This is a genomic window from Aliiglaciecola aliphaticivorans (genome assembly GCF_054782055.1).
Genome location: NZ_BAAGTF010000045.1, coordinates 42,396 through 57,740 on the forward strand (window position 1 = coordinate 42,396; position 15,345 = coordinate 57,740).

15 protein-coding genes are annotated in these 15,345 nt (G+C 40.7%); 7 read left to right on the plus strand and 8 right to left on the minus strand.

What is annotated here, in order from left to right:
• The first annotated feature begins 1 nt into the window (after position 1).
• The 4 genes from ACYVIL_RS18270 to recJ all read left to right on the plus strand — a co-directional run bounded on the left by ACYVIL_RS18270 (position 2) and on the right by recJ (position 6,485).
• Complete coding sequence (locus ACYVIL_RS18270) at positions 2 to 2,692, plus strand: SEL1-like repeat protein (RefSeq protein ID WP_460313996.1); 2,691 nt, start codon at positions 2 to 4, stop codon at positions 2,690 to 2,692.
• Between the two features lie 20 nt (positions 2,693 to 2,712).
• On the plus strand, positions 2,713 to 3,618 hold the full coding sequence (gene xerD, locus ACYVIL_RS18275) for a site-specific tyrosine recombinase XerD (protein WP_460313998.1): 906 nt from the start codon (positions 2,713 to 2,715) through the stop codon (positions 3,616 to 3,618).
• 225 nt (positions 3,619 to 3,843) lie between these two features.
• Positions 3,844 to 4,677: a thioredoxin fold domain-containing protein gene (locus ACYVIL_RS18280; protein ID WP_303475729.1), complete on the plus strand. Its 834-nt coding sequence runs from the start codon at positions 3,844 to 3,846 to the stop codon at positions 4,675 to 4,677.
• A gap of 80 nt (positions 4,678 to 4,757) precedes the next feature.
• Positions 4,758 to 6,485 carry a single-stranded-DNA-specific exonuclease RecJ gene (gene recJ / locus ACYVIL_RS18285; protein ID WP_460314000.1) on the plus strand — a complete coding sequence of 576 codons (1,728 nt, stop codon included), beginning with the start codon at positions 4,758 to 4,760 and terminating at the stop codon, positions 6,483 to 6,485.
• Here recJ and yacG read toward each other — a convergent pair.
• The 8 genes from yacG to ACYVIL_RS18325 form a co-directional block, all read right to left on the minus strand.
• The gene (yacG, locus tag ACYVIL_RS18290) at positions 6,475 to 6,708 is read right to left on the minus strand and encodes a DNA gyrase inhibitor YacG (RefSeq protein WP_460314002.1); all 234 of its coding nucleotides are present in this window, start codon (positions 6,706 to 6,708) and stop codon (positions 6,475 to 6,477) included. The two genes, recJ and yacG, sit on opposite strands and share 11 nt — an antisense overlap.
• A gap of 15 nt (positions 6,709 to 6,723) precedes the next feature.
• Positions 6,724 to 7,476 (minus strand): cell division protein ZapD, encoded by a 753-nt coding sequence (zapD, locus tag ACYVIL_RS18295; protein WP_303475723.1) that lies wholly within the window; start codon positions 7,474 to 7,476, stop codon positions 6,724 to 6,726.
• Positions 7,477 to 7,762: 286 nt separating this feature from the next.
• Positions 7,763 to 8,380, minus strand: a complete 618-nt coding sequence (coaE, locus tag ACYVIL_RS18300; protein WP_303475721.1) for a dephospho-CoA kinase — start codon at positions 8,378 to 8,380, stop codon at positions 7,763 to 7,765.
• A complete protein-coding gene (locus ACYVIL_RS18305) occupies positions 8,377 to 9,255 on the minus strand; it encodes a prepilin peptidase (RefSeq protein ID WP_460314005.1) in 879 nt (292 codons plus the stop codon). The genes coaE and ACYVIL_RS18305 overlap by 4 nt, the downstream gene beginning before the upstream one ends.
• Before the next feature lie 114 nt (positions 9,256 to 9,369).
• Positions 9,370 to 10,578 (minus strand): type II secretion system F family protein, encoded by a 1,209-nt coding sequence (locus tag ACYVIL_RS18310; RefSeq protein ID WP_460314007.1) that lies wholly within the window; start codon positions 10,576 to 10,578, stop codon positions 9,370 to 9,372.
• Positions 10,579 to 10,658: 80 nt separating this feature from the next.
• Complete coding sequence (locus tag ACYVIL_RS18315; protein WP_460314009.1) at positions 10,659 to 11,069, minus strand: pilin; 411 nt, start codon at positions 11,067 to 11,069, stop codon at positions 10,659 to 10,661.
• Positions 11,070 to 11,274: 205 nt separating this feature from the next.
• Positions 11,275 to 12,114: a carboxylating nicotinate-nucleotide diphosphorylase gene (nadC, locus tag ACYVIL_RS18320; RefSeq protein WP_460314011.1), complete on the minus strand. Its 840-nt coding sequence runs from the start codon at positions 12,112 to 12,114 to the stop codon at positions 11,275 to 11,277.
• Positions 12,115 to 12,175: 61 nt separating this feature from the next.
• Complete coding sequence (locus tag ACYVIL_RS18325) at positions 12,176 to 12,700, minus strand: retropepsin-like aspartic protease family protein (protein WP_460314013.1); 525 nt, start codon at positions 12,698 to 12,700, stop codon at positions 12,176 to 12,178.
• Between the two features lie 57 nt (positions 12,701 to 12,757).
• Between ACYVIL_RS18325 and ampD the strand changes: the two genes are divergently transcribed.
• From ampD to pdhR, 3 genes are all read left to right on the plus strand, one after another.
• Positions 12,758 to 13,333, plus strand: coding sequence for a 1,6-anhydro-N-acetylmuramyl-L-alanine amidase AmpD (ampD, locus tag ACYVIL_RS18330; protein ID WP_460314015.1), 576 nt, complete (start codon positions 12,758 to 12,760; stop codon positions 13,331 to 13,333).
• A 71-nt stretch (positions 13,334 to 13,404) separates the two neighbouring features.
• Positions 13,405 to 14,229, plus strand: a complete 825-nt coding sequence (gene ampE / locus ACYVIL_RS18335) for a beta-lactamase regulator AmpE (protein ID WP_460314017.1) — start codon at positions 13,405 to 13,407, stop codon at positions 14,227 to 14,229.
• A 267-nt stretch (positions 14,230 to 14,496) separates the two neighbouring features.
• Positions 14,497 to 15,252: a pyruvate dehydrogenase complex transcriptional repressor PdhR gene (gene pdhR, locus ACYVIL_RS18340; protein WP_303475708.1), complete on the plus strand. Its 756-nt coding sequence runs from the start codon at positions 14,497 to 14,499 to the stop codon at positions 15,250 to 15,252.
• Positions 15,253 to 15,345 lie beyond the last annotated feature (93 nt).

The window sequence follows — 15,345 nt, forward strand, 5'->3', positions numbered from 1 at the left end:
TATGAAACAACCTTGGGTGTTTTTGTTGCAAGTTATATCTTCCATCTTACTCATTGGTGGAGGACTGGCAGGATGTGCAACAACGACTACTCAACCCACACAGGTTATGACTCCCAAGATCGTACTTGATTTCGATACCGCAAATATGAGTGAAGACAAAAAATACTGGTTAGAGCAAATAAATCAGTTTTTTATGGCGGACGTTAATACGGTTATTACACCATATAATACCCAATTGGAACGTTTAAATTCTTGGCCAGAAGAGGATTTTTGTAGCCCCCAACATCAGCACGCTATCAATGAGCTTTTGGCCCTAAATAATACCAGCTTAATGGCGTATCGAATGGCACTGCATTGTGCTGATGAGGCGTTAAACGAAGAGCAAGCTCTGCAGATTAGGCATAAGATTGATCTTATCTCCGCTTTATTGTTGCAATCAGGAAGTGGCAAAACGCCTCAAGAAGCAATCACGATTCGGGAGCTCTACGAAGCTCAAATCATCTTTAATTGGATGGGTATCAGTGTGTTTGATATGGAAATGATTCGTTTGGCGAATCAGGTTGTATTCAAAGTGCACGCAATGGATAGGATAACCTCAAAATATTCAGTCTATTATGTGGAAAACACTGAATTTTTTGCCCGTCAACAGAATCTACTTATCCCACAAAATGGAAAAAGTAAAAAGCTCGCTAAAATACAAATGGAGAATCGTTTCCAAACAGGAAGTATCGCGGCGTTTCTTTGGCAATTTAATACCTGGCTGAAGAATGACCATCCTGAGTTAGTGATTCAATCGTTGGAAAACGCTGAAAATTTAGGTGCTGTTGCTTCAGTTGCCTTGGCTAACGCGTATTTGCATGAGCAAAATTACAATGAATTCGAATTTAGAATGGACGATTTGCTAACCTTTTCAGAAAACGGCTTTTTGAATGCCAGTGCAGCACTTGGACAATATATGTTATCCATCCAAGATCCTTTCGAAATGGAAGAGGCTGCTCATCTATATCAATATAATGTTAAGACCCTAGGGGCTGAAGAAGCAACCAATGCATGGTTAGATGGGTTTTTAAATCAACCCAACCATACCCAAGCGTTTGATTATTTATTAGCTAATTTACCTGAAGAATACTATTCGTATTGGCGTAATGCTATCAATGGCTACAACACAACATTTGGACTGATCACGCCTTTAGTTAATCAAAAGCTGACCTATTTGCTGCAACGTTTAGGGGAGAAATATCCACGGGCAAAATTAGACTACGCCCACATTTTGTTGAACGGAAACTGGAACAATCAACAAGACAGTGAAACTGGTTTGGCAATTATTGAGCAGTTGGCTGAACAAGGTTATGCAAAAGCCCAATTGGACTATGGGATCTTGTACACGTTTTCGCATTTTGGTCTCAGCAAAGATCGAGAAAAAGCAGTCTATTGGTATCAGCAAGCGGCGCAACAAGGGGAGCCTAACGCCCTGTATAACCTTGGTCTTGCTTATCGGTTTGGTCGAGGCGTTGGCCAAGATTTATCTCAAGCCATTGATTATTTTGAAAAATCCCTCGACGCCGGGTTTCAGTTGGCGGGCTGCAGATTAGGCGACCTATACGCTGATGAGATAGAAAAGCGTAATTACGATTTGGCGGCATCATTTTATCAAGAGGTTATCGATGATCCCCAAAGCAACGCTCAAGAAATTGCCAGTTGTGCATATGGTTTAGCCTTCATTGAAATTGATCATCACAAAAATATTGCTCAGGGTGTGCAACGCTTTAAGCAGGCGGCTAGGTTGGGGGATAAAGATGCCTTGTTTGAGTTGGGTATCATATACCGAGAGGGTGAACTCGTTGAAAAAAACCTCCAGCAGTCCATTGCATATTACGTGCAAGCGGTCAATCGTGGCAGCTTTCGAGCCGCGGCGAATTTAGGCTATTTGTATGAGCACGGAGAAGGTGTAGACGTTGATTTAGAAAGAGCGGTTAATTTTTACCAATTCTCTGCGCGAGGAGGAAATTCAACGGGGCAAAACAACTATGCAACTTCTTTACGTTATGGCAAGGGAGTAGAAAAGGACCTCGATGAGGCAATCAATTGGTACCAAAAAGCGGCAAGCCAACGAAATGGTTTTGCGGCGGAAAATCTGGCTGATATTTATTATCTAGGAGAGCATGGCGAATCCGACTATCAACTCGCCTGTGATTACTATGAAAAAGCGGTTGAGTTCGGTTTAAGTAGTGCTCTATATGATCTTGGCTATTGCTATTTTTATGGTGAAGGTCGGGAGCAAAACATTGATAAGGGATTGCAATATTTAGAACAAAGTGCGGCAAACAACAATCAAAGTGCATTGGTTGAATTAGGTTATATATACGCAAGTGGTGAGGAGGTCGAGGTTAATCCGCAAAAGTCGGAGTCTTATTATATTATTGCCTATGGAATGCAAAATTCTGCTGCAGCGTTTGGGCTAGCGCAATTGCATGAACAGGAAAATGGACTTAAAAAAGATTTGGTGTTGTCTACAGTGTTTTATGAACAAAGCGCCAAATGGGGATCGGTAGAGGGGATGTTAGCCACAGCCAAAGCCTATATTAATGGAGTAGGCACAAAATCTGATCCTCAAAAGGCTAAGCGTTGGCTCAAAAAGGCTGTGGAAAAAGGCTCTGAAGAAGCCAAATTACTGCTTAAAAATTTACGTTAAATGGTGTTAAGGAACAGTAAGTGACAGTACAAGATCATCATTTGACACTTATTGAGACCTTTATCGACTCCATTTGGATTGAAAAAGGGTTAAGTGAGCACACGTTAAGTGCTTATCGCTCAGATCTGTTGAAGTTTTGTATTTTTGCTGAAAAGCAGGAGGCTAACTTTAACCTTCAGCAATTTAATAAATCTGACATTGATCAATACTTAGCCTATCAATACGACTTGAATATGTCAGAACGCAGTATCGCGCGTTTTTTAAGTAGCTTACGGATGTTCAATATTTATTTGTTGCAATCCAAGTTACGAGAAGATGATCCCATTGCCCAAATGCGTAACCCCAAACTCCCCCAATCCCTGCCTAAAACCTTGAGTGAAGAGCAGGTTGATGATTTGCTCAATGCGCCAAATATAGATAACCCCATTGAGTTTAGAGATAAGGCCATGTTGGAAGTTCTTTACGCCACGGGGTTACGAGTATCGGAATTGGTTTCCTTGCGAATGGAACAAATGGGCTTACAGCAAGGCGTAATTAGAGTAACAGGGAAAGGTAACAAAGAAAGATTAGTGCCCCTAGGTGAAGAAGCCATTGAATGGTTATTGAGGTTCATTAAACTAGCTCGGGGTAACTTATTGAAAGGGGAGTCTGATATTGTCTTTCCGAGTAATCGTGGCCTAATGATGACCAGGCAAACGTTTTGGCACAGGATTAAACATTACGCCCTGGTAGCAGGTATTCAAACTCATCTTTCGCCCCATACATTACGCCATGCGTTTGCGACTCATCTACTGAATCATGGTGCAGATTTGAGGGTTGTACAAATGTTACTAGGACACAGCGATTTATCGACCACACAAATATACACTCACGTGGCGACGCAAAGGTTACAAATGCTGGTGGAAGAGCATCATCCAAGAGGATAGATCAGTAAACTGTATTCATTGCTTTCCAAATACAGGATATGCGTTAAAAAGGTGAAAATATATGCCAAGGTGTACTTTGCTTGCATTGGATTATAGCCGCTTTCGTTATAAACTACGGGTTAATCTTGAACACTCAAAATTAACTGTTTAGATGCAATTTTTTATGCATATCGTAGGTCTATATCTTACAACGCAGTGAATAATGGTTAATTAATAGGAAGGTAAATGAAAAACTGGATAAAACCACCGCTAATTTTGGTGACGTTGAGTATTGCAGCAGCATCGACTTATGCAATGATGCAAGACAAACAGAATTCGTCGGATAGCCAAGATAGCGCTAACGTAATAGTTGAACAACCAGCCGAAATGATGCCTAAAGTTGACTCACAAGTTAATGCTGCCTCGGCCAGTACTGACTATGCTCAAACGAAACAAAAACTAGAAAACGTGTTAGGCCTTAAAGTATTAGCCATAGGTGACTCACCGATTCCTAATCTAGCTCAAGTTTCTACTAATCAAGGGCTATTTTACACCGGTGAAAATGGCAAATATTTAGTAAGTGGCCGCATATTTAATGTGGATGCTGGTATGCGTAATGAGACTGACATTAAATTATCCGAATTGCGTTTAGAAGGGGTTTCAGATTTTTCCGACGAAGATGTTATTGAGTTTAAAGCAAAGGATGAAAAGTACGTAATTAATGTTTTCACTGACATTACTTGTGGATATTGTCGTAAGTTACATCGAGAAATTGATGATTATAACGACAAAGGTATTACCGTTCGTTATTTAGCGTATCCTCGCGGTGGTCTTAATACTCAAACATATTACGATATGGTTGCAGTGTGGTGTGCTGATGATAAACAAAGTGCCCTTACAGCGGCAAAAACCGGTGCCGATGTAAATGGTTCCACCTGCAGCAATAAAGTTGCTGATGAATATGCATTTGGTACGCGTGTAGGCGTAAATGGGACACCAAACATCATTTTACCTGATGGTTCTTTGGTGGGTGGTTACATGCCAGCTGATGCCTTACTCCAAAAATTATCACAAATCTAATTTAATCTTGGGGCTCAAAGCATTCGCTGTTTTGAGCCTTGTTTCTGTGTTACTTCTGCCATATCAAACAACGGTAACTTATGCCTGCCAAAATCGTCCGTCGCCAACCTGTCTCTGATTCTCATCTAAACCACATTTCCCAACCTATTATTCGACAAATTTTTGCAAGTCGAGGAATAGAAGATGCAAGTCAGTTGGATAAAGGTGCAAGGGCTTTACTCCATTATCAAAATCTTTCAGGTATCAATGCCGCTGTTGAAGTACTTAGTGACGCTTTGGAGCAACAGCTTAAAATTATCATCGTGGGAGATTTTGATGCCGATGGTGCCACAAGCACAGCATTAACCATGCTGTGTTTGGCTAGAATGGGAGCCCGTGATCACGCTTACCTCGTTCCTAATCGATTTGATTTTGGCTACGGTTTGAGCCCTGAAATAGTCGAGGTTGCCCATCAGCAAGGTGCGCAATTGATTATCACAGTTGATAACGGTATCGCTTGTTTTGGCGGTGTAGATAGAGCGAAAGAGCTGGGCATTAAAGTGCTGGTTACCGATCATCATTTAGCTGCTGACCGTCTTCCCCAGGCTGATGCAATCGTCAATCCCAATCAACCTGGCTGTGAATTTTTATCTAAAAATTTAGCCGGAGTGGGGGTCGCATTTTATTTAATGTTAGCCCTAAGAAATCATTTAAAACAACGTCAATGGTTTGCGGAAAAAGCTATTCCTGAACCTAATTTAGCGGAGTTTTTGGATATTGTTGCATTGGGGACAGTGGCGGACGTGGTGCCTTTGGATAGTAATAATAGAGTGTTAGTTTACCAAGGCTTACAACGTATTCGCAGTGGTAAGTGCCGCCCAGGTATCACAGCTTTAGTGGAAGTGGCAGGGAAGAACGCAGCGACTATGGTATCTAGTGATCTGGGATTCGTACTCGGGCCGCGCTTGAATGCAGCAGGCAGATTAGATGACATGTCTTTGGGAATCGAATGCTTATTGGCTGCAGATCAGGCTAAAGCCAGGCAAATGGCCGTTGAGCTCGATTCACTAAATCGAGAACGCAGAGAAATTCAACAATCTATGCAAGACCAAGCGTTAGCCAGTTTAGAAAGCTTGGAAATTGATGGCGACCAATGGAAAAATGGGATCGTTGTATATCAAGCAGATTTTCACCAAGGCGTTATTGGCATTGTTGCGGGTAAAATCAAAGAAAAATACAATCGTCCTACCATTGCATTTGCACATCAAGACGATGACACCTTAAAAGGCTCAGCCAGATCAATCACTGGTCTACATATTCGCGACTTGCTAGAAGAAATCAACAGTCGCTATCCTGATATGATTGTTAAGTTTGGTGGTCATGCTATGGCCGCTGGCTTAACAATAGCCGCTAACAAGTTTGCCGCATTTAAACAGGTTTTCGAGCAAGTTAGTCACGAATTATTAAAAGATCGCGATTTAAGCGGGCAGGTTCTCAGTGATGGGGAACTTTCACAGCAAGAATTCTCCCTTGAGTTTGCGCAGCAGTTAAAAGATTGCGGACCTTGGGGGCAAGGATTTCCTGAGCCTATTTTTGATGGCGTTTTTACACCTGTCGATCAAAAATTATTAGCTGGCAAACATCTCAAGCTTATGCTGAAAAGTGAGTCAGGGGTATTAGTGGATGCCATAGCATTTAATATTGACCCAGATCTTTGGCCCAATCATAGCTGTAAGCAAGTTCAACTTGCTTACAAGTTGGATATAAACGAGTTTCGAGGGCGAGTGAATTTGCAATTAATGATAGAAGCGTTAGAGCCTATTCTTTAAAAAAATTCTGTTGCTTTTGCGCCAACATGGCTTCAATGTCTTCAATATCAGGTAGTGACGTACTTGTATTATTGGTTTCTGAGTTTTGTGTTGCAATCACTTTTTCTTCATTTGACCATTCGCCCAGATCAATAAGTTGGCAACGTTTACAACAAAATGGTCGGAATAAACTTGATTCATTCCATTCTACTTTTTTTGAGCAAGTGGGACAGCTTACTACCATAGTAAATTTAAACTCCTAACAACTGGCAATTTTAAACGGGATAGACTCATGCACTTGACTACTGCCATTTTCATTGGCGGTAAATAACATAAATCGAATTGCATAACGGTATTTGTTGCCACTTAACATGGGGTAATAACCTTCATCGGTGATACTTTGGATGCGAATTAATTCACTTTTATCATCTGCAATGCCTTGATAAAAACCCTTTTCAGCCGTGATGTCGGTAAATCTGCCACGTTCACGTAAAAACGCTAAGGTGATATCGATAGCTTCATTAATTAAGTTGAATTCTTTTAACCAGTTATCAATATCGGTGCGGATCAATTCTAACGGTTGCTTTATCCAGTAATGTAAATTGGGTAAATCAAAACTACAGGTACCGCCGGGTATTGAAAAACGCTGTCTAATTGAACTTAAAAACTTATCTTCTTTCAGTGAAGCGCCCACTTTCTTAGAGTGTTTAAGTTGATCTCTAAGGTGAAGTATTTTTTGTAATGCTGCCTGGAGTGCTTCAGAGTCAATTTTTGGATGCTGTGACCAAAACACTAAGTTTTTTTCATGAACTTCAATGTCTTTTAAAATGTCACTGCGTAAATCCAGTCGCTCTAAGAGGTCGAGTAACGTAAAAAGAGCCTCAAAAAAACTCATAAACTGCCAGTCTTCTTGGGCTTGTGCGCTTTGCTTGAGCTGAATAAACAACTGTTCAAGACGGAGATAAGTCCTGACTTTTTCGTTTAATGGAAACTCATAAACAGCTAATGACATTGATTATCCTAAAGAATTTATACGCAGACGGAAGATTTATTGTTCTTAAAAAGCAAATCAAAATAGTTAGAACTGACTATTGAATGATTATTCTTATTGGGAACTACACCGCAAAACGCGTCAGATTTCAACCCCAAGATAATAAAGTTGTAAATCAAATGACTCTAGAAAATACAGGAATAAGGGTTCTCAATCTGAAATGCAGCGTTAAGCACTATAACTTAACATATTTTCGAAAGGGTTAAGTAGTTTGTCTAGCAATATAGATGTTTGCTGTAAATTTAACTTAAACCACAACAGCTTGATTGTTTGCCAGTACTAAATATTGTTGGTGTAATTGCTCAACTTGTTTTTTTAAGTCAATTATCAGTCCGTTATTATCGATCACGTCGTCAGCATGGCTTAAGCGTACTTCGCGGGATACTTGATTAGCCATTATGTTTTTAATTTGTTGGCTGGATTGTTGATCTCTGTTCGACGCTCGTTGCAATTGAACATCTTCGCACACATCAACTACCAAAACCCGATTGACCATTGCCATCATATTATTTTCGACTAATAAGGGGACAGCAAGAATGCAGTAGGGCGATTTTGCTTGCTTTAATTGGCGTTGCATATTCTTGCGGATCATTGGATGCAGCAGATTGTCTAGCCAGACTTTCAACTTAGGATCAGAAAATACCACCTCTCTTACATACTGCCTATTTAAATTACCATCTGCTAACAACGATTTTTCACCTAACTTTTTGGCAATAACGTGCAGTGCTGGACTGCCTGGCTCTACCACTTCACGAGCGATAACATCAGCATCAATGACGTCAATACCCATATCAGAAAATATATCGGAAACGGCTGTTTTGCCGCTACCTATACCGCCAGTTAACCCAATTACGTAATCACTCATGCTAATGCCCAACTCCAATACCAGTTAGCGATACTTTCACCATAAATTAACGTTAACCAACCAGCAATTGCTAGGTAAGGCCCGAAAGGGATATGGCTACCTTTATCTTTTCCCTTAATCAATAAATAACTAATTCCGATTATTGCGCCCACAATGGATGAGAGCAGAATAATGATGGGAAGATACTGCCAACCTACCCATGCACCTAGAGCTGCTAGTAATTTAAAATCACCATAGCCCATACCTTCTTTGCCAGTCAGTAATTTAAATAACCAATAAACACTCCATAAGCTTAGGTAACCCGCAGCAGCGCCAATGATCGCGTCCTTGGGCGTAACAAATACGTCCATGGTACTCAGTATCAGTCCCAACCATAAAATAGGCAGAGTGATTTGGTCGGGTAACAGCATTTTATCGATATCAATAAAGATTAAGGCCACTAAACACCACGTCAGCAAAACTGCAGCAGCGGCTTGCCAACCAAATCCAAAGTGCCAGGCGATAGCCACACTGGTTAAAGCGGTGAAAAGTTCTACGGCAGGGTAGCGAATTGAAATGGGGTTTTTACATTGGGAGCATTTTCCCCTCAAGAACAACCAGCTAATAACCGGAATATTTTCCCAGGCTCGTATTTTATGTTGGCATTTGGGGCAAGTAGAATCGGGTTTGACTAAATTGAATGTTTCTTGGCTAGTTTGCTCAGACGTTTCTGGGTGAAAGTACTGTTGATATTCTTGTTTCCAACTCCTTTCCATTATTACCGGTAAACGATAAATAACTACATTTAAAAAACTGCCTACTAATAAACTGATAATAAAAACGAAACTAATAAAAAATATGGGTGACTCGGCTAGTAGCTCAAACATCGCAGGCATATATAGGTTCTTATTAAAGTGAAAGTATTTTTTCTAAGCTTGCCAGAAAAGTGTTTAGGTAGAAACCTTTCTAGCAAGCATATTACGAATTATATAACGTGACGCTGACTTTTACTAAACCACGTTACCCATTTGGAAGATAGGTAAATACATCGCCACAATCAAACCACCTATCACCACACCTAACACGGCCATAATCATCGGTTCTAATAAACTGGTTAAACCATCAACCATATCATCTACTTCTGCTTCGTAAATGGTTGCAATTTTACTGAGCATATCATCCACAGCACCGGATTCTTCGCCTATGGCAATCATCTGTGTGACCATATCTGGAAACACCCCAGTGGCGCGCATTGCCGTATTCATTTGCATACCGCCAGCAACTTCCCGCTTAATAAATAAAATCGCATCGCGGAATACGGCATTCCCAGACGCGCCTGCCGCTGAATCTAATGCGCCAATCAAAGGCACACCCGCAGCAAAAGTAGTGGCAAGGGTGCGGGTAAATCGCGCAATGGAGGCTTTTTTCAAAATTTCGCCAATCACTGGAATTTTTAGGATTTTCTTATCAACACTGTCTCGTAAATTTCGTGACTTTTTATGGGCGCGAATAAAGAGCACAGCGGCAATGGCTACCCCCGCGGCGATAAAAATACCGAAGTCTTGCACAAACTGGGAAATTGCCAACACGAAAAGTGTAAACGCAGGTAATTCTGCGCCAAAACTACTAAAAATCTCTTCAAATTGCGGCACCACAAATACCAGTAGGATAGTCGTAACGATAAAAGCCACCACCACAACTGCAATTGGGTAGAACATGGCTTTTTTGATTTTTGATTTTAGGGCTTCGGCTTTTTCTTTATATGTTGCAATGCGGTCATAGATGGTTTCCAGAGCCCCGGATTGCTCCCCGGTTTCCACTAAGTCGCAATATAGATCTTCAAATTGCTCAGGGTGTTTGCGCAGGGCACTTGATAACGGATTACCTGCTTTGACTTCATCGGCAATCTCGGTAAGCATTCGGCGCATGCTTTGTTTTGCATGGCCTTGGGCTATCATGTCGATGGTTTGAATTAAGGTAACACCGGCACCGAGCATAGTGGCTATTTGCCGGGAAACCACACTGATATCCTGGGCAGAGACTTTGTCTTTTCTACCAAACAAGGGTTTGGCTAGCTTTTTAACCTTGGTGGCAGAGACACCTTGGCGGCGGAGCATATTCTTCGCTTCAGATAAAGAAAGTGCGCTAATTTCGCCTTTGCGATTGTGGCCTTTTTTATCTACGCCAATCCAAGTGTAAACTTCTGCAGTCTTTGCCATGATTCGAACCCAATTATCTTAATGTTGAGACGAAAAAGCCCAGATAACCTGGGCTTTACATTATTTTTGTTAGCTATGTTTTAGCAAAGAGTTGCATCACTACAAGTAGCTACCCATGTAACTTTGCCTGCAGCATACGAAGCGTCTAAGGTATAAGTCTTACCCGCTAAATCACTACCCGTTTTTCCTTCAGTTACAATATCGCCATTAGTTGTTGTTAAGCCTACATCTGCTGCGCTTACAGCTACGTCATCAGGGATACCATTTGAACCACCATCACAAGTGTCTAAACCGTTATTAACTTGTGCACATACTTCAACGGCTGATTTCGCTGCTGCTGTTGCATTAGTTACTTCAGTAAATTTTGCTTTTTGTGTGTAACCTTGGTACGCAGGTAATGCGATGGCTGCAAGAATACCGATAATCGCTACAACGATCATCAATTCAATTAGTGTAAAACCTTTGTTGTTAGTCATTTGAGTCATTTTCATGGTATTTATCTCCTGCACCAATTAGTGCGATTTAAGTTACTGTAAAATAGTTAGTTAAGTTGTTTGTTGCCACAACAACGTTTGCGTTTGATGGCGTCCTCGTTGAATTCATAATCAGTATAGAACGAGATCCGTTACTGACAAGTATGTAGAAACATACTCAAGTCTCGTTCATCAAACAAAAATACAGCGCTTAAATATTTAACTAATTGATTCTAAGGGATAAATCAATAGACTTGACATCCTTGGTTAATGCCCCTGATGACACAAAATCTATACCTATACCCCGTAAGTTTTGCAATTTTTCTTGGGTTATATTGCCTGAAACTTCCAATTTAACGGTTTTTTGATTGATCAAAACTGCTTGACTTAGCATTTCGTGATCAAAATTATCTAACATTACAATATCAGCTCTTGCATCTATGGCTTGTTTAAGCTCATCAAGGCTTTCCACCTCAACTTCTACTTTCGCTTGTGGCTTGTTTTGCCGCGCTTGTTGCACTGCATTAGCAATAGAACCGCAAGCAAGTATATGGTTTTCCTTTATTAAGAACGCATCAAATAAACCGATGCGGTGATTTTGGGCTCCTCCACATTTCACTGCATATTTTTGGGCCAGGCGCATACCGGGAATGGTTTTACGTGTGTCTAGTAAGGTGATACCGCTGCCAGAAAGTAAATCAACATAGGCTTTAGTTGTGGTTGCAGTACCTGATAAAGTTTGCAAAAAGTTCAGTGCCGTGCGCTCAGCGGTTAATATGGAGCGGGCAGAGCCGGACAGCTCGCAGAAGATTTGATTGGCGGTACATTCATCGCCATCGGCCACTAACCAATTCACGGTGATGTCAGGGTTGACTTGGTTAAACGTCTCTGTTGCCCATTGAATTCCACAAATAATGCAGTCTTCTCGGGTTAAAATAGATGCCTTGACCATAACATCGTTGCTAATTAACGCAGCAGTAATATCTCCATCTATGGGGCCTAAGCCATTTAAGTCTTCGTTAAGCGCTTGCTCAACATCTTTGGTTATCAAATTTTGATTCATATAAAAGTCACACAAGTAAAGTAGTGGCAGATTAGCCTAGGGGGTAATCTATTCAGTATTGTTAATGTCGCAGTATCAACCAATCACCGCGTTGAGTAAATTCCAACTGTTTGAGTACACTCATACCTAACAGTATTTCATCACTTAACATGCCGGGGTTGATACTGGCACGAACGTTGTTTATTCGAATTGAGCCTAAATCCAGTTGTTGTATATTTGTTTGTGCTACTGTCACGTTGCCATTGGCCGTTGAAACTGTATATCTTGCACCGGCTACCAACCCTAATTCATTTGCCAGGTGAGCAGGCACAGAAACATTGGTTGCTCCGGTATCCAATAAAAACGTCACAGGTTGATCATTAATCAGACCACTAGCGACATAGTGTCCCATTCTATTACGCTTAAGCTTGACTTCAACCGCACCATTGTTGAGTTGACTTTCAGGATTCTGATTGGGATTGATTTGTTTTTCTAATCGATCACCGAAAAACAGCGATAGCAGCAACAGGCCAACTATCCAAAAGGCGAAAAACATCCATTTTCCTATTTTAGTGGAGTTTTCCGCTGGTGATTGATTTTGTTCCATTCTATACCCTGCTATGCTGCTTCTTTATCGCTTTTAAACTAACGGCTTGTTTTATATATGGTCTCAGACACCAGATTGCAAATACACGCGGGTTGGCTTGACTCGGTTAAACGCTCAGAATGTGAACATTTTGATTGTAGACCAGATCCCAATGATATCAGTCTATTGGTAATCCACAATATATCATTGCCGCCAGGGGAGTTCGGTGGCCCGCATATTTTAGATTTTTTTGCGGGTAAGCTTCAGCCGCATATACATCCTATGTTCGAACAAATTTACGAAATGCGCGTGTCTGCTCACCTGTTAATTCGCAGAGATGGTCAAATCGTCCAATTTGTAGGCTTTGAAAACCGTGCCTGGCACGCAGGTGTCTCTTCCTTTCAAGGTCGTACCAGATGCAATGATTTTTCCATTGGCATTGAGTTAGAAGGAACAGATAATACCGCATATAGTGCACAGCAATATGCGGCGTTAGTTCGAGCAACACACGCCATCGTTGCTCAATATCCTTTAATTAATTTGTCTAGGATAGTTGGGCACAATGATATTGCTCCGGGGCGAAAAACGGATCCTGGTGTGAGCTTTGACTGGGGCAGGTATCGACAACAGATTGGTTTTTTTTATAATTCTTAACCCTGTTTCTCTTGATTTTTAATGCAATCCACAGTTTTTTTAAATGAAGATAATTAACAAAAGGAAGTTCCATGACATTAATAAGCTTAATTGTGGTTTTAATGGCAGAGCGTATAGCCACCCAAACTAAATATTGGCGAGAGAGTTTTTACAATGGAATATACCAAAATTTCTTAACCCGCAAAGGTATCTTTTCTGAAGATATGACCAGTATTACTTTTTTAGCGGCTGTGTTAATCCCTGCTTTTTTCATTCTGGTGCTGCTAAATAGCCTGGATAACTCGTTAATTAGATTAATTCTCGATACCGCTATTTTAATGGTATGTATCGGTTGCCCAAAGTTGCGGGAAATTTATAAATGTTATCTGCAAGCGGCAAATAGAGGTGATTTTCAAGCTTGTTCACTGTATGCGGATCAATTAGGACACAGCGGTGACAGCCCAAGGTCATTTGGTCAAGCCTTAGTTTGGTTGAATTACCAGCATTATGCAGCTGTCATTATTTGGTTTGCCATTCTGGGCCCTGCTGGTGCCGTGATGTATGTAATAGCAAGAAGCTCAACAGAAGCTTATAAAAATGAATATCAGCAAGACCTCACTATCGCTGAACAATTAATGGCGGTACTTGATTGGCTGCCTGTCAGAATAACCACCTTAGGATTACTTTTAATGGGGCATTTTTCCAAAGCGCTTCCCATATGGTTAACCTATTTATTTGACCTTAGTATTTCAGCTAAAGAAATGTTATGCAGTGTTGCTGATGCTGCAGAGGAAGTCGAATGTGATAAATCAGACTATACTGAAGAACCTTGTACTCTGGTTCGATTAGCAAAACGAAATGTAATGTTTTTAGTGGTGTTAATTTCGGTGTTGTCCCTTTCGGGTTGGCTGAGGTAAATTAACTGCACTTTGCGCCAATTTGCGGATTGTGGTCTGACCATTCATGAAAAGCCTTTAAAAATAGGTTGTTTAACAACTTTCGAGTTTTTTTAACAGAATGTTTGAAAAAGTTTTTCAGGTAAAAGGTTTACGTAATTAAATAACTAGTCTAACCTATTAGGTAAAATGGTCTTACCAATTTTAGTGTGTGGGTGTAGCAGAAGCGTTTTTTGCTAATTAACACTATGGCGAGCCCTAACACTTTTTGAGGAAGCACGCGCAAACATGCAACGCATACAGTCACGAAAACTTTCTGATGTGATTACTGAAGAGTTGGAATCAATGATCATTGACGGCCGTTTATTAGCCGGGCAAAAGTTACCATCTGAGCGTGAACTTGCCGAGAAGTTTGCTGTTTCTAGGCCGTCCTTGCGTGAAGCGATTCAAAATTTAGAAGCCCGCGGTTTATTGTTGCGTAAACAAGGCGGCGGTACTTTTGTCAAGCGCAACTTAACTGCATCGGTTACAGATCCACTAATGGATCTCATTGCCAAACGACCAGAAACTCAATTTGATTTATTAGAATTTCGTCATGCTTTAGAAGGCATGGCGGCTTATTATGCTGCCTTGCGAGGGCAACCAGAAGATTATATCAAACTCGAAAATGCACTAGCCTCGATTTCAGAGCTTTCTAAAAAGTCAGACAAAACGGATTTGTCCAAAGCCTTGGTGGAGTTTTATCTTGCCATGGCCATGGCTTCACATAATTTAGTGTTAGTGCATGTTATGCGTAGTTTGAAATCAATGTTGCAGGAAAATATCAAAGCGAACTTTGAAATGTTGGCAATTCGAGATGATGTTACTGACATAATTCATAAGCAACGTGAAAAAATATTAGCTGGCATAGTTTCTCGTAATCCAGAAACAGCAAGACAAGCAAGTAATGAACATTTGGCGTTCATTGAAGATATTTTGTTAGAGATCAATCGACAAGATACCCGAGTGCAACGGGCACTTAGAAGAATTGAAATACAGGAATAACCTTTTTGGCAAAGTTAATTTTGCTAATTTATGTAATTTACTTACTGAACTGAAAGAAAAGAATATGAAAATAAACTATTCTTTGTTTTCTCG